The following is a 20,358-nucleotide window of genomic DNA, read 5'->3' on the forward strand; positions in this document are numbered from 1 at the left end:
CTCCTCGTCAGTCATGGGGGCGGACCGTCCGCACCAGGGCCTTGTTGATGTAGTGGGTCACGTCGTCGGTCCAGAGCGCGAAGAATGGGTCGGGACCGTTGACGTAGTCGAGCGCGCGGGCGCGCGATGGCGGCAGCTCGAGCGCCGCGCGCCCGCGCAGTTCGGTGCCGCCCACCACGACGACCTCGAGCGCCACGAGCTTGGCAGCCGAGAAGCGTTCGGGGTCGGTTGGTGGTGCGTGATGGTGACAGGAAAGCACGGCGGCCTGCGACTTGGGCACGAACAATACGCCGCCGTCAGCCTGGGTCAGAGCGAAAAAGGCCTCAGGCCGGTTGAGCATTTCGAGCGGCGTTTCGGGGCCCGGCGGATACGCGTCGCGCGACAGCAGGTGCAGACTGCCTTCGACCCTGACTCCCTCAGCCAGCATGACCTCGGCCGATTCCTGGCGGATGGATCCCCAGGCATCGGTCATGATGTGAATTGGGGCACTGGGCTCAGCATAGGTAAAGGGAAACTCGCCAGCGCCCCCCGATCCCGGCAAGGCCTCGCGGCCTCACCCGCGGATCTCGGTGCCGGCGTCGCGCTCGACGAGCTTGATCGCCTCGAGATAGTCGGCGCCCTCTCCCAGCTCAGCCCGCGCCTCGGCAAAGAGCCGGCCTGCGAGGCGGATGAGCGGCCCGCGCACGCCGGTCTCGTCGAGCAGCCCAAGCGCGATGCGCACGTCCTTCTCGAGCAGTGCGAGTCGGAAGGTCTGCGGCCAGGCGCCGGTGAGCACGCGGTCGGGCACGAGCGATTCGCTCACGAACGAGCGGCCGCTTGATGCATTGAGCACCGCGAGCGCGTGGCGGGCGGGCACGCCCGCCTTGACCAGCGCGACAAAGCCTTCGGCGAACGCCTCGATGTGCACCGCGAGGAGGGCGTTATTCACCGCCTTCACCGCATCTCCCGCGCCCACCGGGCCCATGTGCTCGATGCGCTGGCCGAACGCGGCGAGCACCGGCATGGCGCGCGCAAACGTCGCCTCATCCGCGCCGACCATGACGGTGAGGGTGCCGGCCTCGGCGCCATTGGTGCCGCCGCTCACCGGGCAGTCGGCGTAGGCAACGCCGCGTGCGTGGAGACGTGCGGCAATCCGGCGCGCGCCAGCGGGATCGCCCGAGGTGCAATCGAGGAAGAGCGTGCCGCGCGCGAGACCGGCCTCGAGCCCCTCCGGCCCGTCGAGCAGCGATTCGACCTCGGCCGAGGTCGGCAGGCAGGCGAGCACCGTGCCGGCACCAGCGGCGGCCGCGCGGGGGGTGGCAGCCGCGCGGCATCCGTGCGCACGAGCGAAAGCCTCCGCGCGCGCCGCGGTGCGATTCCACACGACGAGGTCGCCGCGGCGTGCCAGGTGCGCCGCCATCGGCGCGCCGATGGCGCCGAGGCCGAGAAAAGCGACGCTCATGCGGCGCCGCGAGTGATGCGAGGCTGGAGCATCGCGGGAAGATAGAAATGGCCTGTGGGGTCGTCCATGGCCGGATCGCGCATCGGATTGACGGCGCTCGCGGCCCGGCGTACGCTCCGGCGCGGCCGTGTGGCGCAGCCGCGCCGCGGCGCCGCACGATGTTCTCGCCCCATTTCGTCGGAGGTGCCGATGACTCGCCGGTTCTCGTGGTCGCGGGTGGTGCTCGCGGCACTGGGCGCGTGCCTCGTCCTCTTCATCGTGGGCCCGCTGCTCCGACTCCTCCTCGTGGCCTCGCCCGCGAGCTTGAGCACCGCGCTCGCCGATCCCGATCTGCGCGCTTCCATCGCCCTCACGGTGGTCACGGCCACCGCAGCCACCGCCGTCGCGACATTCCTGGGGGTGCCGCTCGCGTATCTGCTCGCGCGCCGCGACTTTCCGGGACGCCGCGCCGTGCAGGGCCTCATCGAGCTGCCCGTGGTCGTGCCCCACCCCGTCGCGGGGATCGCGCTCCTGCTGTTTCTCGGGCGGCGCTCGGCCCTGGGCGGCGCATTCGCGCAGATCGGGATCGAGTTCGTGAGCCACGTGCCCGGCATCGTGGCCGCCATGCTCTTCGTCTCCGCGCCGCTGCTCGTGAGCGGCGCGCAGGAGGCGTTTCGCTCGGTGGACCCCAAGCTCGAGCGGGTGGCCCGGTCGCTCGGCGACACGCCGGCGCGCGCCTTTCGCCGCGTGACACTGCCGCTCGCCGCGCGCGGCATTCTGGCCGGCGCCATTCTCGCCTGGGCCCGGAGTGCGAGCGAGTTCGGCGCCATCGTGATCCTCACTTACAATCCGAAGGTGGCGAGCACGTTCATCTTCGACACCTTCACCGCCCTCGGGCTCGAGGCGGCGGCGCCGGCCGCGGTCGTGCTGCTGCTCATCGCGCTGGGCATTTTCTTGCTCATTCGCCTGGTGCAGCCGATGGAGCGCGCGTGATCCAGCTCGACGGACTCACGGTGCGGGCCGGCGACTTCCTGCTTGGCGAAGTGTCGTTCGCCGTACCGCGCGGCGGGTACGGGCTCATCATCGGGCCCACGGGCTCGGGCAAGACCACGCTGCTCGAGGCGGTGGCGGGCCACGTGCCGCTCAAGTCGGGCCGCGTCCTCCTCAACGGCATGGACGTGACGGGCCTGCCGCCCGAGCGTCGCGAGCTGGGATTCGTATACCAGCAGTATCACCTGTTTCCCCATCTCACGGTACGGGAGAACATCTGTTACGGGCTCCGGGGCCCGACGCGCGGGGATCGCGCCGGCGAGCTGGCGGAGTTGCTGGGCGTGACACCGTTGCTTAACCGGACGGTGCGCGGCCTGAGCGGCGGCGAGCAACAGCGGGTGGCCCTCGGTCGAGCGCTCGCTCCGCGACCGCGCATCCTCCTGCTGGACGAGCCGTTCGCCGCGGTGGACCCGGCGACCCGCCATCTGCTCCGCCGCGAGCTGCGCGCGCTGCACGAACGCGAGGGGATCACCACCCTGCAGGTGACCCACGACTTCGACGAAGCCATGCGCCTGGGCGACATCGTGGCCGTGCTCTCGGAGGGGCGGATCGCGCAGCACGGACCGCCCGAGGAAGTCTTCCGCTATCCCAATTCGGCCTTCGTGGCGCGATTTGTCGGCACCGGCAACGTGCTGGCGGGCACCGTGGAACGCTGCGATGCCTCGGGCGGCAGTCCGTTCGCGGCGCGGTTCACGAGTGGCGCGCTCACGCTCGAGGTTGTGGCCGAGCGCGAGGGACTGGCCCATGCGGTCATCCGGCCGGAGGACATCACGCTGAGCCGGGACGAGGCACCGAGCTCGGCGCGCAACCGCATGGCGGCGACCATAGCCCACCTCGAGTTGCTGGGGCCGATCATCCACGTGCACCTCGACGTCGGCCGCCCGCTCATCGCGGCAGTCACCGCGGCGTCGGCCGGCGCGATGGGGCTGCATCGCGGCGCGCGCGTGATGGTGGCGGTCAAGGCGACGGCCGTTCGTCTGGTCTAGGGTCTCGACGGAATGCCCCCCCGCATCATCCATCTCGACCTCGACGCATTCTTCGTGGAAGTGTGCCGACAGCGCGACCCGGCACTCCGCGACGTCGAGCTGCTCATCGTGGGCGGCAGCCGGCATACGCGAGGCGTCGTGCAGTCGGCGTCATATGGGGCCCGGCGGTTCGGCGTGCACGCCGGGATGCCGATCGCCGAGGCGCGGCGGAGGTGCCCGGGCGCCACGTTCGCACACGGCGGGTTCGCCCACTACCGCGAGGCCTCGCGCGCCGTTCGGCGGGTGCTGGATGGCTTCTCGCCCACCGTGGTGATGGCATCGCTCGACGAAGCGTACCTCGACTTTGCGGGCACCGAGCAGCTGCACCCCGTCTCGCTGCTCCCGCTGGGCGAAGCGCTCCGCGACGCCGTGAGGCGCGAGACCGGGCTCGAGTGCAGCATGGGAATCGCACCCAACCGGATGGTCGCCAAGCTGGCGTCAGATTGCGCCAAGCCCCGCGGCTTGATGGAGGTGCGCGCCGGATGGGAGGAGGGGTTTCTCGCGGGGCTACCGCTCCGGGCGCTGCCGGGTGTCGGACCCCGAACGGCGGAGCGGTGGGCGGCGCTCGGTCTCACCAACGTGGCCCAGGTGCAGCAGATGGACCGCGCCGGGCTCGAGCGGATCGTGGGCCCGGACGCAAAGCTGCTCAAGCTTCGGGCGCACGGCTACGGCGGCAGCGCGCTCCGGGCGGACCGCCTGCCACGCTCGGTGAGCCGCGAAACGACGCTGGCGCGCGATGCGCGTGATCCGGCGGAGCTCGCGTCGATTCTCGCGTTGCTCACCGCGCGCGTGGCGGGACAACTTCGTGAGGAGCATCTCGTCGCGCGCACCGTGGCGCTCAAGCTCCGGCACGATGACTTCCGCACGGTCACGCGCCGAGTCACGCTGGACCATGCTACCGATCTTGACGCCGAACTGTACGGTGGGGCGGCCGCACTGCTTCGGGGCGCCTTTGCCGAGGTCCGGCGCCGCAATCGGGGCGTACGGCTCATCGGCATCGCGGCGACCGGCCTTGCGACGGCAGCGGACCGCGACCTGTTCGAGCCGCCGGAGCGCGCCAGGCTGCGCCAGTTGACGCGCGCGGTGGACGTCGTTCGCGAGCGGTTCGGGTTCGAAGCGATGATGCAGGCGCGGTTGCTTCGTTACAGGCGAGGTTCGGCGCCGTAGCGCCGCGCGGCCGGCACGACCGCCACCTCCAGAGACTAGCGCGCCGGGAAGTTCTCGCTGTTGAACCGGAGTCCCACGACGCGATTGCGCGCCTCGGCCACAGGACCGACATCGCGAAACTCCGCGGTGTGCCCAGCCGAATCGGCCGCGCGGACGGTGCTGTTGCCGTAGAGCCGGTAGTAGCCGATGAAAACGCGCTGGGCACCGGGCCGCACCGCGCAACCGCAGTCGAGCGCACCCGCGAGCCCCGCGTTCACCGTGATCCGGAGCAGGCCGTTCGTCGCGTTGGTGATGAGCGGCGCGAAGTAATCGGCCGTGTCGGTGCGCGCTTCGGCCGCGCGCGCCATCGTGCCGCGCGGATTGGGCACGGCCCACGAATCCTGCATCTCTTCGCCCATCGGGCGATCATCGGCGGAGAGCGGGCGAACCAGCGCCCACCCGGCGACGAGCGCCCGGCGCGGCACCCGCGCCCGCACCGTGTCGCCGGGAGGCACGAGACGCGACGAGTCCCCGATGGTAAGCCTCACCGTGCCGGCGAGGTCGTTGGCGAACACGAACGTCGGCCGGCCAAGGACGCGGGAGGCGGCGTACGCACCGGCGAGCACGAGCATCGACGCCACCGCCGCGGCCAGCACCTGTCCACTCGCGCGGTGGGGCGGCACTGGAGGCGTCGGCGATGGCGACGCCGCGCCGGGAGTTGGCTCGGGGGTGGTCATGGCCTGAATAGGCCGCCGCACCGGGCGCCGGGTCAACCCCCGACCGCCCGGCGAGGCGCCGCCCGCGGCGGGATCAAAACATGTAGGAGGTGCCGAGCGCGAACGTCACCTGGTCCTTGGAGGGAGTCGCAGGGTCGCCGAAGACGGCGAGGCTCGAACGGTCGTAGCGCAGCTCGGGCCGGACGAGGACGTGCTGCCACCGTTTGATGTTGAGCGTCACCGTGCCGCTGCCGAACTTCTGGCCGGCGTTCGGCGGGAATCCGAACACGCCGGAGGTGCGGGTGCCGTCCTCATCGTTGATGTAGTCCCCCCGCACGGCGATACCGAGGACCGGCGTTACGTCGTAGGTCCCCCACGCGCCGAGACCCCACCATCTCGCCTTGCTCCCCGGTGACGGGAGGTCCTGCTCCTCCCCATAGTCGCCCTGCAAATAGACCGTCGCCTTTGGTCCCAGCTTCTGCGTCACCACGATCTCCCCGCCGGAACGCTTGCTGGTGCCGTTGGCCTGCTCGGCGCCGTAGTAGCCGAGCAGGCCGATGACGGTCCGGCCGGTGGGCGTGATGCCGATTCGGCCCATGAACGACTTTTGAGTGTTGTTGTCGCGCACGACGTCCCATCCGTTGAAGACGGCGAGCTCGAAATCGATGGCCGCTGACGGCTTCACGTCCACCCGAAGGCCGGTGTTCGTGAAATTCTCCAGGTACACGAACTGGTTGGCGACCGAGAGGTTCGGGTTTACCACGTCCTCGATCACCTCGATGCCCATGAGCGTGGCGAGCTTGCCCGCCTTGAATTGCACATAGCGGCCCACTCCCGCGGGGATGTTGAGCGTGACGAAGGCCTGGGTGAGGTCGCCATTGTCACCCAGATCGAGGCCGAGCGACTGGGTGACCTTGGCGTCCTGCCCGAAGAGAAAGTCCGCGCGCACACCGGCATCGAAGCGGTCGGTCCGGACCGGCCGCTCGAGCACGACCTTGGCGGCGTTCAGCATGACCTGATCGTGAAAGCGGTCGTAGAAGCGGCCGGCGACGGCGTCGCGGGTGTTCTGCGTCGAGTAGGTGTAGGAGGCGGTCACGAACCCGCTGATGGTGAGCGGCGGCCCGGAGGTATCGGCCGGCGCAGCGCTATCGGGCGCGGTGACCTGCCCGGTGGCATCCCGCGCCAGCAGCGATAACATGGCGGCGGCAACGGTCGCCGCGCGAGCACACCTCCGGAATCGCGTCATGAGCCCCCCTTCGAGTGAGTGGTCCCGGCCGATCAGGGCGGACACACGGACGGGGTCACCCGTCGCGGCGGCCGGGACGATGACGGGGGCAACCGCGGGTCCGGAGCAATGATATGGCTACGTGATGAATGTGTCAAGCAAGATATGTCAGATCTGCACTGCTCGATCAACGTAGATTCATTTGTTGATACTTATGCTGAAAATATGGATATTATGACTGCACTATTAGCACGATCTGCTTGACAGCCTGCAACTCACCCATTATTCTCTCCCCCACGCCCGGCAGCGCCCAAAGCGCCGTCCGGCGGGCCACCGAATACCACCCATTCACGGCTCGCGAGGTCCCATGAGCACCACGGTCAGGCCCAGGGCTCCCCTCCGCACCGCGCCATCGAGCGACGCCGCGGCACTCCTCCAGTTGCTCAAGGACCGAAAAATCCAGGTCGTGGACGTGAAGTTCTGCGACCTGCCGGGCACGTGGCAGCACTTCTCGATCCCGGCGGCCACGCTCGACGCCGAGATGCTCAAGGAGGGGCTCGGGTTCGACGGCTCGTCGATTCGCGGCTTTCAGGCGATCAACGAGAGCGACATGCTGCTCGTGCCCGACGTGTCCACCGCGTTCATCGATCCGGTGCTCGAGGTGCCGACGCTCTCGCTCACCTGCGATATCTACGACCCGGTCACGCTGGAGCCCTACTCGCGCGACCCCCGCTTCATCGCCTTCAAGGCCGAGGAATACCTCAGGACGACAGGCATCGCGACCGCCTGCTACTGGGGCCCCGAGGCCGAGTTCTTCATTTTCAACTCGGTGCGCTTCGACCAGAACGCGTTCGAGGCGTATTACCATATCGATTCGGACGAGGGGATCTGGAATTCGGGGTCCAACGGAAAGCCGAACCTGGGCCACCGGCCGCGCCACAAGGAGGGCTACTTCCCGGTGCCACCCGCCGACCGGCTGCAGGACGTGCGCTCGAAGATCATGCTGGCACTCATCGAGGCCGGGGTGCCGGTCGAGGTGCAGCATCACGAGGTAGCCACGGCGGGACAGGCGGAAATCGACTTCCGCTTCGGCACGCTGGTCCAGACGGCCGACCGCCTGCTGGTCTACAAGTACATCGTGAAGAACGTCTGCCACAGCCTGGGCTACACGGCCACGTTCATGCCCAAGCCTCTCTTCGGTGACAACGGGTCCGGCATGCACGTGCACCAGTCGCTCTGGAAGGGCGACGAAAACCTCTTCTTCGACGAGAAGGGCTACGCGCTCCTGTCGGAGACGGCCCGGCACTACATCGGGGGTCTCCTCGCCCACGCGCCGGCGCTGCTTGCGCTCTGCGCGCCGACCACCAATAGCTACCGGCGGCTGGTGCCGGGCTTCGAGGCACCGGTCAACCTCATGTACTCGGCGCGGAACCGCTCGGCGATCTGCCGGATCCCGTGCTACTCGTCGAGCCCCAAGGCACGCCGCGTGGAGTTCCGCGCGCCTGATCCCACTGCCAACCCGTACCTCGCGTTTTCGGCGATGCTCATGGCCGGCCTCGATGGCATCACGCGGAGGCTCGAGCCGCCCGCCCCGATCGACGAGGACCTGTACGAGCTACACGACGAGCGCAAGGCGACGATCAAGACCGTGCCCGGGAGCCTCGCCGAGGCGCTCGATGCGCTCGAGCGCGACCACGAGTTCCTGCTGGCCGGCGATGTCTTCACGCCGGACGTGATCGCTACCTGGATCGGCTACAAGCGGGCGAAGGACGTCGCGGCCGTGAGCTTGCGGCCGCATCCGTACGAGTTCTTCCTCTACTACGACGCGTAGGCACGCGGCGTGGGATCGGCTATTTTGGGGGTGCCCGCACGGGCGTGCCGCAGAGCTCGGCGTGCCGGGTACCCCCGAAGGAGCCAGAGAGGATGAAACTGATCACCTGCATCATTCGGCCGGAGCGCCTTACCGAGGTGAAGGCGGCGCTTTTCCGTGCCGGGGTCACCGGCATCTCGATCAGCCGCGTAAGCGGCCACGGCGGCGAGCGAGACCTGGTGGAGCACTACCGTGCGTCGTCGATCGTGCTCGAGTTCCGCGAGAAGGTGAAGATCGAGATCGCTGTTTCGGACCCGTTCGTCGAGCCCACGATCAACGCCATCCTCACCTCGGCCCGTACCGGCGAGGTGGGAGACGGCAAGATCTTCGTCCAGGCGCTGGAGCAGGTCATCCGCATCCGGACGGGCGAGACGGCGAACGCCGCGCTGACGCCGGTCACTGCCGACGAAGTGCAGCGGAGCGCGTTGCAGGCAGCCGGCTCGAAGTGACGCGCTCAGCCGAATCGTTCCATATGGCCCATGAACTGCGCAGCCGCGAGATCACGGGAGGCCTTGAGCGCGCCCCCAACCGCGCCATGCTCCGCGCCGTCGGCTTCGGCGACGGCGATTTCTCCAAGCCCATCGTCGGCATCGCCAACGGATACAGCACGATCACACCCTGCAACGCGGGGCTCGACCTGCTCGCGCACCGAGCCGAGGCGGCCGTGCGCGCGGCCGGCGGCATGCCGCAGCTCTTCGGCACCATCACGGTGAGCGACGGAATCTCGATGGGCACCGAGGGGATGAAGTACTCCCTCGTCTCCCGCGAGGTGATCGCCGATTCGATCGAGACCGCCTGCGGCGCGCAGCGGATGGACGGCGTCGTTGCGATCGGGGGCTGCGACAAGAACATGCCGGGCGCCATGATCGCCATCGCCCGCATGAACATTCCGGCCATCTTCGTTTACGGCGGCACCATCAAGCCGGGCCATCTCGACGGGCGCGATCTCACCGTCGTGAGCGCGTTCGAAGCGGTCGGGCAGTTCAGCGCCGGACGCATCGGCGCCGACGAGCTGCTCGCCGTGGAGCGGCACGCCTGCCCCGGCCGTGGGTCGTGTGGCGGGATGTACACCGCCAACACGATGTCGTCGGTGATCGAGGCCATGGGCATGAGCCTCCCGGGCTCATCCACCATGGCCGCCGAGGACGTCGAAAAGGAAGAGAGCGCCGCTCGCTCGGGCGAAGTGCTGATGACGGCCGTCCGCCGCCAGTTGCTCCCCCGGCAGATCCTCACCCGGAAGGCTTTCGAGAACGGAATCAGCGTGGTGATGGCGCTCGGCGGCTCGACCAACGCGGTGCTGCACCTGCTCGCCATGGCGCGCGCGGCCGAGGTGCCGCTCACCCTCGACGATTTCGAGACCATCCGCGCACGCGTGCCGGTGCTTGCCGATCTCAAGCCGTCGGGCCGGTTCGTCGCGACCGATCTGCACCGGGCCGGCGGCGTGCCGCAGGTGACGCGGATGCTGCTGGCGCACGGCCTGCTGCACGGCGACGCGCTTACCATCACCGGCGAAACGGTGGCGCAGGTGCTGCGCGACGTGCCCGACGAGCCGCCGGCGGAGCAGGAGGTGGTCCGGCCGTGGCGCCGCCCGGTGTACCCGCAGGGGCACCTCGCAATCCTGCGAGGCAACCTCGCGACCGAAGGCGCCGTCGCCAAGATCACGGGCGTCAAGACGCCGCGCATGACCGGCCCCGCCCGCGTGTTCGAATCCGAGGAAACGTGCCTCGAGGCGATTCTGGCCGGGAGCATTCGCCCCGGCGACGTCCTCGTGATCCGCTACGAGGGCCCGCGCGGCGGCCCCGGCATGCGGGAAATGCTGGCGCCCACGTCCGCCATCATCGGCGCCGGGCTCGGCGACAGCGTCGGGCTCATCACCGATGGGCGCTTCTCAGGAGGGACGTACGGGATGGTGGTGGGCCACGTCGCGCCCGAAGCCGCGGTCGGCGGTGCCATCGCGCTGGTGCACGATGGCGACCCGATCACGATCGACGCCGAGCGCCGGTTGCTACACCTCGAGTTGTCGGACGAGGTTCTGGCGCAACGGCGCGCCGAGTGGCGCGCGCCCGCGCCGCGCTACCGCGCGGGTGTGCTGCACAAGTATGCCCGGCAGGTCTCGAGCGCGAGCCTCGGCGCGGTGACCGATCTCTAACCCATCGAAACGCGCCGGCCTCGCGCGCGATCCTTTCTAGCTACTTCGCGACGGATCGGCCGCTCTTTGCAGCCGCCGGCGCAATCAAAGCCCGTACAACCAGCGCGCCGAACTCACGCGTGCCGACGCTCGGCTCGCCTGGGCGCGCGAGGTCGCGGGTGCGGACACCCTCGTCGAGAACCCGCCGGATGGCGCCCTCTACCAGGTCCGCCGCTTCGGTCAGGCCGAGGCCGTGACGAAGCAGCAGCGCCGCCGACGCGATCGCTCCGATCGGATTGGCGATGCCCGTTCCCGCAATGTCAGGCGCGGAGCCGTGGACCGGCTCGAACAGGCCCGCGCCGCCGCCGAGCGATGCCGACGGCAGGAGACCGAGGGAGCCGGCGAGCACCGCGGCCTCGTCGCTCAGGATGTCGCCGAACATGTTCTCTGTGACCAGCACGTCGATGGCGGCCGGCTGCGCCACGAGCCGCATCGCGGCAAAGTCCACGTAGAGGTGCTCCAGCCTCACGTCGGGATACTCGGCTCCGATGCGGGTCAGGGTTTCGCGCCAGAGCTGGGAAACCTCGAGCACGTTGGCCTTGTCGACGGAGGTCACCTGGCGCCGGCGGGTCCGCGCGGCCTCGAATGCGACGCGCGCCACCCGCTCGATCTCCCCGACCGTGTAGCGCAGCGTGTTGACTGCGGCGACATCGTCGCGCCCGCGAGGCTCTCCGTAGTAGAGTCCGCCGGTGAGCTCACGCACGATCAGCAGGTCGACGCCGGCGAGTCGCTCGGGCCGGAGCGGCGAGGCGTGCGCGAGCCCCGGGTGCACCGCCACCGGCCGCAGGTTGGCAAAGGCGCCGAGCGACTTGCGCAGTGCCAGGAGCCCGGCCTCGGGCCGATGCTGGCGTGGCGCCTGGTCCATCGCCGGATCGCCGACGGCGCCGAGGAGCACGGCATCCGCATCCCCGACGGCGGCCCGCGTGGCCGGCGGGAAGGGGTCGCCAAGCTCACGGTACGCGCGCGCGCCGATCGGGAATTCGGGCGTCTCGAATCGATGATCGAACAGTTCCGCCACGGCCCGGAGCACCCGAACGGCCTCCGCCGTCACCTCGGGCCCGATGCCGTCGCCGGGGAGCACGGCGATGGTGCAGGTGCTCATGCAGCGCCGTGCTGGCTGCAGCGACCGGCGGTGGTCCACCGCCGCCAGGTTATATTGCGCGGGTCCATTCCCTCTCCTTCCATGCAGCCCATACGACGGCGCCCGACGTTGGTGTGACCCATCGATGAGCGCGGACGCCGCACGCGAGCCGCTCCCGTCGCCGATCGCGACGTCCGCCGACGCCTCCGTCCAGGCCAAGCGCGGCCTCCGCCGCGTGATGGGGCTGAGCGACGTCGTGCTCTTCTTCATCGCGGCGGTCGTCGGCCCGCGCTGGATCGCGGTCGCCGCGGCGGCCGGGCCGAGCTCGCTCGTAGTATGGTTCATCGCCGGACTCACGTTCTTCATCCCGCACGCGTTCACCGTCATCGAGCTCTCGTCCCGCTATCCGGAACAGGGCGGCATTTACGTCTGGAGCAAGCGCGCATTCGGTGACTTCGCGGGCTTCCTCACCGGCTGGATGTACTGGACCAGCAACCTCGTCTACTTCCCCGGCTTGCTTTACTTCGCCGCCGGCAACGCGCTCTTCATCGGCGGCGCCAGTTGGCAGGCGCTGTCCGGCTCGGCGACGTACTTCATCATCGCGTCGCTGGTGATGCTCGCCGTTGCCGTGGGGCTCAACCTGATCGGCCTTGATGTCGGCAAGTGGCTGCAGAATGCCGGCGCGTTCGGCACCTGGATTCCGGTCGCGATTCTGGTCGTGCTGGGCGGATTCGCGTGGATCCATTTCGGCGCCGCCGCGCCGATCAACCCGCACACGCTCGCGCCCAGCTTTCGGTTGAAGGACCTGGTCTTCTGGTCCACGCTCGCCTTCGGCTTCGGCGGCCTCGAGTCGGCGTCGCTCATGAGCGAGGAGATCCACGACGCTCGGCGCACCGTGCCGCGCGCCATCGTGATCGCCGGCGTGATGATAGCCGCCATCTACATCCTCGGCACGCTGGCCATCGTGCTCGCGCTTCCGCCCGGCGAGGCCACGGGGCTGCAAGGGATCATGCAGGCGGTGCAGCAGACGGCCCGGCGCGGCGGCGTGGCGGGTATCGCGCCTGTCGTGGCGTTGCTCATCACGATCGGCAGCATCGGCGGGGTGGGTGCGTGGACGGCGTCGACCGCGCGGCTCCCGTTCGTGGCCGGCATCGACAGTTACCTGCCACCGGTGTTCGGGCGCCTCCACCCCAAATGGGCCACGCCGTACGTGGCGATGCTGGTCCAGGCCGTGGTCGCCGGTTGCTTTGCGGTGCTCGGGCAGGCGGGGGCCTCGGTCAAGAACGCCTATGATTTCCTGGTGAGCATGGGCGTGATCTCGTTCTTCATTCCCTACCTTTTCATGTTCGCCTCGCTCATCCGGGTGCAGAGCGTACCGGCCCCGCCGGGCACACAGCGCGTGCCCGGCGGATCGGGAGTGGCACGGGTGCTGGGCGGGCTCGGATTCCTGGTCACGGCCGGGTCGATCGTGCTCTCGTTCATTCCCGCGGCCGACGATCCGCACCCGACGCTCACGGTGGTGAAGATCGCCGTGGCAACGTCCATCGTGGTGGGCACCGGCGCGCTGCTCTACGCGCGGGGACGACGTCACGTCTGATTCTGCGCGCTGACGAGCCGCCGCTCGTACGCGGCGATCCGCGGCTCCTCCCTGAGCGTCATCCCGATCTCGTCAAGCCCCGCGAGCAGCATTCCTCGGCGATACGGATCCATCGCGAAATCGGCTACGAAGCCGGTCGGGTCGGTGACACGGCACGCCTCGAGATCCACCGTGACGGTGTAGCCGCCCGCGGCAGCGGGCGCGGCAGCCCTGGCGAGGAGCGTTGCGATCTCCTCCGGCGTGAGTCGCACCGGGAGCAGCCCGTTCTGGCAGCAGTTGTTGTAGAAGATGTCGGCGAACGAAGGCGCGAGGATAGCGCGGAAACCATATTCGCCGAGCGCCCACGGGGCATGCTCGCGGCTCGACCCGCAGCCGAAGTTCTCACCCGCGACGAGGATGGTGGCGCCTCGCGCACGCGGGTGGTTCAGCTCGAATGCCGGGTCGGGCGTGCCATCCGGGCGATGCCGCCAATCGTTGAACAGGAACTCGCCGAATCCGGTGCGCTCGACGCGCTTCAGGAACTGCTTCGGAATGATCTGATCGGTGTCGACGTTCACGCGCGGCAGTGCCGCCGCGCGCCCGGTGTGCACGGTAAATGGCCTCATGCCAGGAGCTCCCGCACGTCGGTAAGCGCGCCAGCAATGGCGGCCGCGGCGGCCATCTCGGGGCTCATCAGGTGGGTCCGGCCGCCCTTGCCCTGCCGTCCCTCGAAGTTGCGGTTGGACGTCGATGCGCAGCGCTCGCCGACCCCCAACACGTCGTCATTCATGCCGAGGCACATCGAGCAGCCCGCGTTGCGCCACTCGAAGCCCGCCGCCCGGAAGATCCGGTCAAGTCCCTCGCGCTCGGCGTCCGTCTTGATCCGCATCGAGCCGGGTACGGCCATCGCCCGGACGCCGGGTGCCACCCTGCGGCCCTCGATAACGCGCGCGGCGGCTCGCAGATCGTCCAGCCGTCCGTTGGTGCAGGAGCCGACGAAGACGCGATCGACCGGCACGCCCTCGAGCGGCGTGCCGGGGGCGAGCCCCATGTATTCGAGCGCGCGCTCGACGGCCCTGCGGTCGCCCTCCGCGGCGAACGCATCGGGGCTCGGCACCCGGGCCGTGATGTCTCCGACCATGCCGGGGTTGGTGCCCCAGGTGACCTGCGGCGCGAGCGCCCTCGTGTCGAGCTCGACTACGCGGTCGTAGCGCGCACCGGCATCGGTCGCGAGCTCGCGCCACTCGGCCACGGCCTCGCGCCACGCAGTACCGCCGGGAGCGCGGGCCCGCCCTTCGAGCCATGCGAACGTCACGTCATCCGGCGCGATCATGCCGGCGCGCGCGCCCGCCTCGATCGACATGTTGCACACGGTCATCCGGCCTTCCATCGAGAGCGCGCGGACCGCGTCGCCGGTGTACTCGATCACGTACCCAGCCGCGCCGCCGGTGCCGATCGTCCCGATGAGCGCGAGGATCAGATCCTTCGCCGTAACGCCGGCAGCGGGCCGCCCGGTGAAACGCACCTCCATCGTGCGTGGCCGCGCCTGCACCAGGCACTGGGTGGCGAGCACGTGCTCGACCTCGCTCGTGCCGATGCCGAAGGCGAGCGCGCCGAACGCGCCGTGGGTCGACGTATGCGAGTCGCCGCAGACGATCGTCATCCCGGGCTGCGTGGCGCCCATCTCGGGGCCGATCACGTGCACGATGCCCTGCCCCGGGGAGCCGAGCCCGAACAGCTCGACCGCGAACTCGCGCGCGTTCCGCTCCAGCGCGGAGACCTGGCGAGCGGACACGGGATCGGCAATCGGCAAGCTGCGGTCGCCGGTCGAAATGTTGTGGTCGACCGTCGCGAGCGTACGTTCGGGCCGCCGTACCCGGCGCCCGGCGAGCCGGAGCCCGTCGAACGCCTGCGGTGAGGTGACCTCGTGCACCAGGTGCAGATCGATGTAGAGCAACGCCGGGCCGTCGGCCGGCTGATGCACGACGTGCGGAGCCCAGACCTTCTCGAACAGCGTCCGGGCGGTCATCGCGAGGCGGTGACGCGATCGGCCGGGCGGGCGGTCTGGCGGTCGGCGGCGCCGCCGGTGTGCGGCGCGGCATCCGCCGCACCGGCCGTCGGCGCGTTTGACCGATCCGCCGCCTTCCCTTCCTCCGACCACGGCATCATCGCCCGGAGCTTCTCGCCCACCACCTCGATGGTGTGATCGCGGTCTTCCTGCCGCATGCGATCGAAGTTGCGCCGCCCCGCGCGATTCTCCGCGAGCCACTCGCGGGCGAAGCGCCCATCCTGGATTTCGCCGAGGATGCGCTGCATCTCGGCCCGGGTCTCATCGGTGATGAGCCGCGGCCCGCGGGTGTAGTCGCCGTACTCGGCCGTGTCGCTGATCGAGTAGCGCATGAACTGCATGCCGCCCCGATACATCAGGTCGACGATGAGCTTGAGCTCGTGGAGACATTCGAAGTACGCCATTTCGGGCGAGTAGCCCGCCGCGACCAGCGTCTCGAACCCGGCCTTGATGAGCGCGGTGGCGCCGCCACAGAGCACCGCCTGCTCGCCGAAAAGGTCGGTCTCCGTTTCCTCGCGGAAGCTCGTCTCGATCACGCCGGCGCGAGTGCAGCCGATGCCCGATGCGTACGCCAGCGCGTTGGCGAGCGCCTGCCCGCTCGCGTCCTGATGGACTGCGACGAGCCCCGGTACCCCGCGTCCTGCCTCGAACTCGCTCCGCACGAGATGCCCCGGCGATTTGGGCGCCACCATCGACACATCGACGCCCTCCGGCGGCACGATCTCGCCGTAGTGGATGTTGAACCCGTGGGCGAACATCAGCGTGTCGCCGGAACGCATGCCGGGAGCCACGTCGCGCTCGTAGATCGCCCGCATGTCCTGGTCGGGCACGAGCAGCACGATGGTGTCGGCCGCCGCGGCGGCCTCGGCGACAGGCCGCACATCGAGGCCGGCTGCCTGCGCGCGCGCCCAGGATTCGCCGCCGGGCCGAAGCCCCACGACGACCTTCGCCCCGCTCTCCCGCAGGTTGAGCGCGTGGGCATGACCCTGACTGCCGAACCCGATCACCGCAAAGCGGCGGCCGGCGAGTCGGGCGCGGTCCGCGTCCCGATCGTAGTAGACTCGCACCGACGGCGCGGGGGCGTTCATGATACCGTCTCCGAAGACATGGGAAGAGGGATGCCGGGGGTGGCGTCGCGCTCGAGCGCGACGGCCCCGCTGCGCGCGAGCTCGAGCACCTCAAACCGCTCCAGCGCACGCAGGAACGAAAGCACGAATGCGTCCGAGCCGCTCACCTCGAAAATGATCGAGTCGGCCGACTCGTCGGCGATGGTCGCCTTGTAGAGGAGCGCCACGTCGAGGAGCTCCGCATAGCGGCGCGGTGCCACCCGCACCTTGACCAGCGCCAGCTCGCGTGCAATGCCCTCGCGCGCCGGATAAGCGACGGCCTCATGCACGCCCACAACCTTGTGGAGCTGGCGCGCCATCCGGTCCGCGGTCGCCTCGTCGGTCTCTAACATGATCGTAAGCCTCGCAACACCGGGCGTGGCGCTCGACCCCACCGCGATGCTCGTGATTGGAAGGTTGCGCCGCCGGAGCATTCCGACGGCCCGGTTGAGCGTCACCAGCTCCTGGTCGGCCAGCACCGAGAGCGTCTGCGCCGGCATCATGCGGAGACGAGCGGCGGTTCCGCGGCCGGCGTGGGCGCCGGCTCGGCTTCGATCGGCTCCGAGAGGGACGCTCCCGGCGGAATCATCGGGAAAACGTTTGCCTCCTGCTCGATCAGGAACTCGACTACCGTAGGTCCGTCGTGCCGCATGGCGCGGCCGAGCGCCTCCTCCGTGCAGGACGCATCCTCCACCCGCCAGCCCGCAATGCCGTATGCCTCGGCCAGCTTCACGTAGTCGGGGCTCCAGATCGGCGTCGCGGAGTAGCGGCGCCCATGGAAGAACTGCTGCCACTGCCGCACCATGCCGAGATAGCCGTTGTTGAAGATCGCCATCTTCACCGGGATCTTCTCCTGCACCATCGTCGCCATCTCCTGCATGTTCATCTGAAATCCACCGTCGCCCGAAATCGCCCACACCGGCTCACCGGGCCGCGCGCAGTGGACGCCCATCGCCGCCGGGACCGCGAAGCCCATCGTGCCGAGCCCGCCCGACGTGATGTGCGAATTGGGCTGCTGGTAGGGAAAGAGCTTGGCCACCCACATCTGATGCTGCCCCACGTCGGATACGACGGTACAGCGGCCGGCGGTGACGTCATCGAGCGTGCGGAGGATCGACTCGGGTGAGAGATCGCCCCGATACTGCTCCCTGCGGTTGGTCGCGAAGCCCGCGATCTCGGCGTGCCATGCGTCGCATGCGCGCGGGCGCACCGCATCCACCAGCTGCGCCAGCACCTCGCGGGCATCGCCCACGATGCCGAGCGTCACCGGGACATTCTTCCCGATCTCCGCCGGATCCAGATCGATGTGCACGATCTTGGCACGGGGCGCGAACTGCGCCGTGTTGCCGGTGACCCGGTCATCGAACCGGAGGCCCACGCCGATGAGCAGGTCGGCGTGCTGGATGGCGCGGTTCACGTGAACCTCGCCGTGCATCCCCGGCATGCCAAGGTGCAGCGGGTGCGCCTCGGGGAAGCCGCTGATGCCGAGGAGCGTGGTGATGACCGGGATGCCGGTGAGCTCGGCGAGCCGCCGCAGCTCGGCGTACGCGCCGCTCAGCAGAATGCCGTGGCCCGCCAGGATGAGGGGCCTCCTCGCCTCGGCGATGAGCCATGCCGCATGGCGCAGCCCGGCCTCACGCGGCTGGTCGAGCCACCGCGCGGGCGTCGGCTTGGCGCCGCTCCGGCCGGGGCGCGCGTCAGAGCGGGGGCATCCCGAATACATCGCCTTCTGGCTCTGTACGTCCTTCGGCACGTCAACGAGCACCGGCCCCGGGCGCCCCTCGCGCGCCACCGCGAACGCCTCGCGCACGGTGTCCGCCAACTCGGAGACATCGCCCACCAGGGCGCTGTGCTTGGTGATCGGCTGGGTGATTCCGATGATGTCGGTTTCCTGAAATGCGTCGCGGCCGATCATGGCGCGGGGTACCTGGCCCGTGAGCGCGACAACCGGCGAGTTGTCCATATGCGCAGTCGCAAGCCCGGTCACGAGGTTCGTCGCGCCCGGGCCCGATGTGGCGACGCACACGCCGGGGCGGCCGCTCGCGCGCGCGTAGCCGTCGGCGGCGTGCGCGGCCGCCTGCTCGTGCCGCACCAGCACGTGCCGGAGACCGGGGAACTCGGGCAGCGCATGGTAGAACGGCATGATGGCGCCGCCCGGATAGCCGAAGAGCAACTCCACGCCCTCCTCCTCGAGCACCCGGCAGAGGATCTGCGCACCGGTGAGCGGTGCGCCCGTATTCGGCTCACCCATCACACGCCCCACAAGTAGGAGGAATTGAGCGCCGTCGCCTCGAGCCGGTCCGCGTGGCGCGCCTTGTTGAGGGCATGGATGAGCGCGCGCGCACTCGCCTCGACCACGTCGGTCGACGCCCCCTGGCCGCTCAACGACTTGCCGTCCACCCGCGCCTGCAGGAAGACCTGCCCCACGCTATCGCGCCCCGGGGTCACCGAGCGGAGCTGCAGGCTGATCACCTCCACCGGGCGCTCGAGGATTTCGCTGATCGCGGTGAAGGCCGCGGCGATCGGGCCGTCGCCCGTGCCGGTGGACGCGCGCTCCCCCGCCCATGGGCCGGTGAGCCGCACCTCGGCGCTCGCCGGAACGCTGCCGCACACGACCCGGAGATGCACCAACTGGTACTCTTCCGGCGCGTCGTGAAACGATTCGTGGAGCAACGCGAGGAGATCCTCGTCCAGGATTTCGCGCTTCCGGTCGGCCAGCGCGGTGAATTGCGCGTAGATGTCGTTGAGCTTGGCGTCGCCGAGATCGTACCCCAGCTCGCGGTAGCGCTGCTCCAATGCGTGCCGGCCCGAGTGCTTGCCAAGAATGAGCGTGCACTTGGGAATGCCGACCATCTCCGGCCGGATGATCTCGTAGGTCTGTCCATTGCGCAGCATCCCGTGCTGGTGGATGCCGGACTCGTGCGCAAAGGCGTTCCGGCCCACCACGGCCTTGTTCGGCTGGGGGAAGACGCCGGTGAGGTACGAGAGGAGCTGGCTCGTCCGATAGATCTCCTGCGTCACGATGTTGGTGCGGAAGCCGAGCTGCGGGCGAATCAGCCCGGCGATCACGATCTCCTCGAGCGCCGCGTTGCCGGCCCGCTCGCCGATGCCGTTGATGGTGCACTCGACCTGGCCGCACCCCGCCTGGATTGCGGCGATGGAGTTGGCGACGGCGAGGCCCAGGTCGTCGTGGCAGTGCGCGCTGAAGGTGACGCGGTCAGCGCCCGGCGCCCGCTCCCGCACCGAGCGGAACATGGCGCCGTATTCGGCCGGCGTGGCATAGCCCACGGTATCGGGCAGGTTGATCGTCGTGGCGCCCTCGGCGATGGCCAACTCGACCACACGGCACAGGAAGTCTGGATCGGTGCGGCTCGCGTCCTCGGCGGAGAACTCCACGTCGTCGGTGTACCGGAGCGCGCGCCGGACGCCCGCGCGCACCATCGCGAGCGCCTCGTCGCGGCTCACCCTGAGCTTTTCCCGCAGGTGCAGGTCGGAGGTGGAGAGAAAGACGTGCAGCCGGGCCCGCTCAGCGCCGTGGAGCGCGTCGCCGGCGAGGTCGATGTCCCGCTCGGTGCACCGAGCCAGCGCCGCGAGCACCGGGCGCCGGACCTCCGCCACGATGTCGCGCACGCTGCGGAAGTCGCCCTCCGAGGCCGCCGGGAAGCCGGTCTCGATCACGTCCACGCCAAGGGCGTCGAGCTGGCGCGCGAGCCGGAGCTTCTCCTCCGGCGCGAGACTGTTGCCCGGCGCCTGCTCCCCGTCCCGCAAGGTCGTGTCGAAGATGATCACGTCTTTCACCATGTGCGGCTCCATCGGCTGGGCTCCGAAATGCGCGGCGCCGCGAACCCTGAGGTCCGCGGCGCCTGGTTGAGTCGTCTGAGACGCTG

Annotated in this window: 18 protein-coding genes; 7 read left to right on the top strand and 11 right to left on the bottom strand. The window is 69.6% G+C overall.

The window, feature by feature from the left end; genetic code table 11:
• Window positions 1-7 precede the first annotated feature (7 nt).
• Both VFW66_06430 and VFW66_06435 read right to left on the bottom strand, forming a co-directional pair.
• Complete coding sequence (locus tag VFW66_06430) at window positions 8-472, bottom strand: hypothetical protein (GenBank protein ID HEX5386312.1); 465 nt, start codon at window positions 470-472, stop codon at window positions 8-10.
• 81 nt (window positions 473-553) lie between these two features.
• The gene (locus tag VFW66_06435; GenBank protein HEX5386313.1) at window positions 554-1,441 is read right to left on the bottom strand and encodes an NAD(P)-dependent oxidoreductase; all 888 of its coding nucleotides are present in this window, start codon (window positions 1,439-1,441) and stop codon (window positions 554-556) included.
• Between the two features lie 189 nt (window positions 1,442-1,630).
• Between VFW66_06435 and VFW66_06440 the strand changes: the two genes are divergently transcribed.
• The 3 genes from VFW66_06440 to dinB are packed head-to-tail and all read left to right on the top strand — an operon-like array spanning window position 1,631 to window position 4,662.
• Window positions 1,631-2,413, top strand: coding sequence for an ABC transporter permease (locus VFW66_06440; GenBank protein ID HEX5386314.1), 783 nt, complete (start codon window positions 1,631-1,633; stop codon window positions 2,411-2,413).
• Window positions 2,410-3,456, top strand: a complete 1,047-nt coding sequence (locus tag VFW66_06445) for an ABC transporter ATP-binding protein (protein ID HEX5386315.1) — start codon at window positions 2,410-2,412, stop codon at window positions 3,454-3,456. Before VFW66_06440 ends, VFW66_06445 begins: the two co-directional genes overlap by 4 nt.
• A gap of 12 nt (window positions 3,457-3,468) precedes the next feature.
• Entirely contained in the window at window positions 3,469-4,662 is a 1,194-nt protein-coding gene (gene dinB / locus VFW66_06450; protein ID HEX5386316.1) for a DNA polymerase IV, read from the top strand.
• Between the two features lie 35 nt (window positions 4,663-4,697).
• On the opposite strand, the gene VFW66_06455 is transcribed toward dinB, so the two are convergent.
• Both VFW66_06455 and VFW66_06460 read right to left on the bottom strand, forming a co-directional pair.
• The gene (locus VFW66_06455; protein HEX5386317.1) at window positions 4,698-5,378 is read right to left on the bottom strand and encodes a hypothetical protein; all 681 of its coding nucleotides are present in this window, start codon (window positions 5,376-5,378) and stop codon (window positions 4,698-4,700) included.
• Window positions 5,379-5,451: 73 nt separating this feature from the next.
• The gene (locus VFW66_06460) at window positions 5,452-6,555 is read right to left on the bottom strand and encodes an outer membrane beta-barrel protein (GenBank protein ID HEX5386318.1); all 1,104 of its coding nucleotides are present in this window, start codon (window positions 6,553-6,555) and stop codon (window positions 5,452-5,454) included.
• A gap of 394 nt (window positions 6,556-6,949) precedes the next feature.
• On the opposite strand from VFW66_06460, the gene glnA reads away from it, so the two are divergent.
• The 3 genes from glnA to ilvD all read left to right on the top strand — a co-directional run bounded on the left by glnA (window position 6,950) and on the right by ilvD (window position 10,601).
• The gene (gene glnA / locus VFW66_06465; protein HEX5386319.1) at window positions 6,950-8,413 is read left to right on the top strand and encodes a type I glutamate--ammonia ligase; all 1,464 of its coding nucleotides are present in this window, start codon (window positions 6,950-6,952) and stop codon (window positions 8,411-8,413) included.
• Between the two features lie 92 nt (window positions 8,414-8,505).
• Window positions 8,506-8,901 (top strand): P-II family nitrogen regulator, encoded by a 396-nt coding sequence (locus VFW66_06470; GenBank protein HEX5386320.1) that lies wholly within the window; start codon window positions 8,506-8,508, stop codon window positions 8,899-8,901.
• A 23-nt stretch (window positions 8,902-8,924) separates the two neighbouring features.
• Window positions 8,925-10,601: a dihydroxy-acid dehydratase gene (ilvD, locus tag VFW66_06475; GenBank protein HEX5386321.1), complete on the top strand. Its 1,677-nt coding sequence runs from the start codon at window positions 8,925-8,927 to the stop codon at window positions 10,599-10,601.
• Window positions 10,602-10,641: 40 nt separating this feature from the next.
• On the opposite strand, the gene leuB is transcribed toward ilvD, so the two are convergent.
• A complete protein-coding gene (leuB, locus tag VFW66_06480) occupies window positions 10,642-11,742 on the bottom strand; it encodes a 3-isopropylmalate dehydrogenase (protein ID HEX5386322.1) in 1,101 nt (366 codons plus the stop codon).
• Window positions 11,743-11,866: 124 nt separating this feature from the next.
• On the opposite strand from leuB, the gene VFW66_06485 reads away from it, so the two are divergent.
• Entirely contained in the window at window positions 11,867-13,318 is a 1,452-nt protein-coding gene (locus tag VFW66_06485) for an APC family permease (protein HEX5386323.1), read from the top strand.
• On the opposite strand, the gene leuD is transcribed toward VFW66_06485, so the two are convergent.
• From leuD to VFW66_06515, 6 genes are read right to left on the bottom strand one after another with little or no spacing between them, the layout of a single operon-like run.
• Entirely contained in the window at window positions 13,309-13,923 is a 615-nt protein-coding gene (leuD, locus tag VFW66_06490; protein ID HEX5386324.1) for a 3-isopropylmalate dehydratase small subunit, read from the bottom strand. The genes VFW66_06485 and leuD overlap by 10 nt on opposite strands.
• A complete protein-coding gene (gene leuC / locus VFW66_06495; protein HEX5386325.1) occupies window positions 13,920-15,326 on the bottom strand; it encodes a 3-isopropylmalate dehydratase large subunit in 1,407 nt (468 codons plus the stop codon). Before leuC ends, leuD begins: the two co-directional genes overlap by 4 nt.
• Window positions 15,323-16,453: a ketol-acid reductoisomerase gene (ilvC, locus tag VFW66_06500; protein ID HEX5386326.1), complete on the bottom strand. Its 1,131-nt coding sequence runs from the start codon at window positions 16,451-16,453 to the stop codon at window positions 15,323-15,325. Before ilvC ends, leuC begins: the two co-directional genes overlap by 4 nt.
• Window positions 16,450-16,974 carry an acetolactate synthase small subunit gene (ilvN, locus tag VFW66_06505; GenBank protein ID HEX5386327.1) on the bottom strand — a complete coding sequence of 175 codons (525 nt, stop codon included), beginning with the start codon at window positions 16,972-16,974 and terminating at the stop codon, window positions 16,450-16,452. Before ilvN ends, ilvC begins: the two co-directional genes overlap by 4 nt.
• Window positions 16,971-18,722, bottom strand: a complete 1,752-nt coding sequence (gene ilvB, locus VFW66_06510; GenBank protein HEX5386328.1) for a biosynthetic-type acetolactate synthase large subunit — start codon at window positions 18,720-18,722, stop codon at window positions 16,971-16,973. The genes ilvN and ilvB overlap by 4 nt, the downstream gene beginning before the upstream one ends.
• Window positions 18,722-20,284, bottom strand: coding sequence for a 2-isopropylmalate synthase (locus tag VFW66_06515; protein HEX5386329.1), 1,563 nt, complete (start codon window positions 20,282-20,284; stop codon window positions 18,722-18,724). Before VFW66_06515 ends, ilvB begins: the two co-directional genes overlap by 1 nt.
• Between the last annotated feature and the right edge of the window lie 74 nt (window positions 20,285-20,358).

Source organism: Gemmatimonadales bacterium, from assembly GCA_036279355.1.
In the GTDB taxonomy this organism is placed as follows: Bacteria; Gemmatimonadota; Gemmatimonadetes; order Gemmatimonadales; family GWC2-71-9; genus DASQPE01.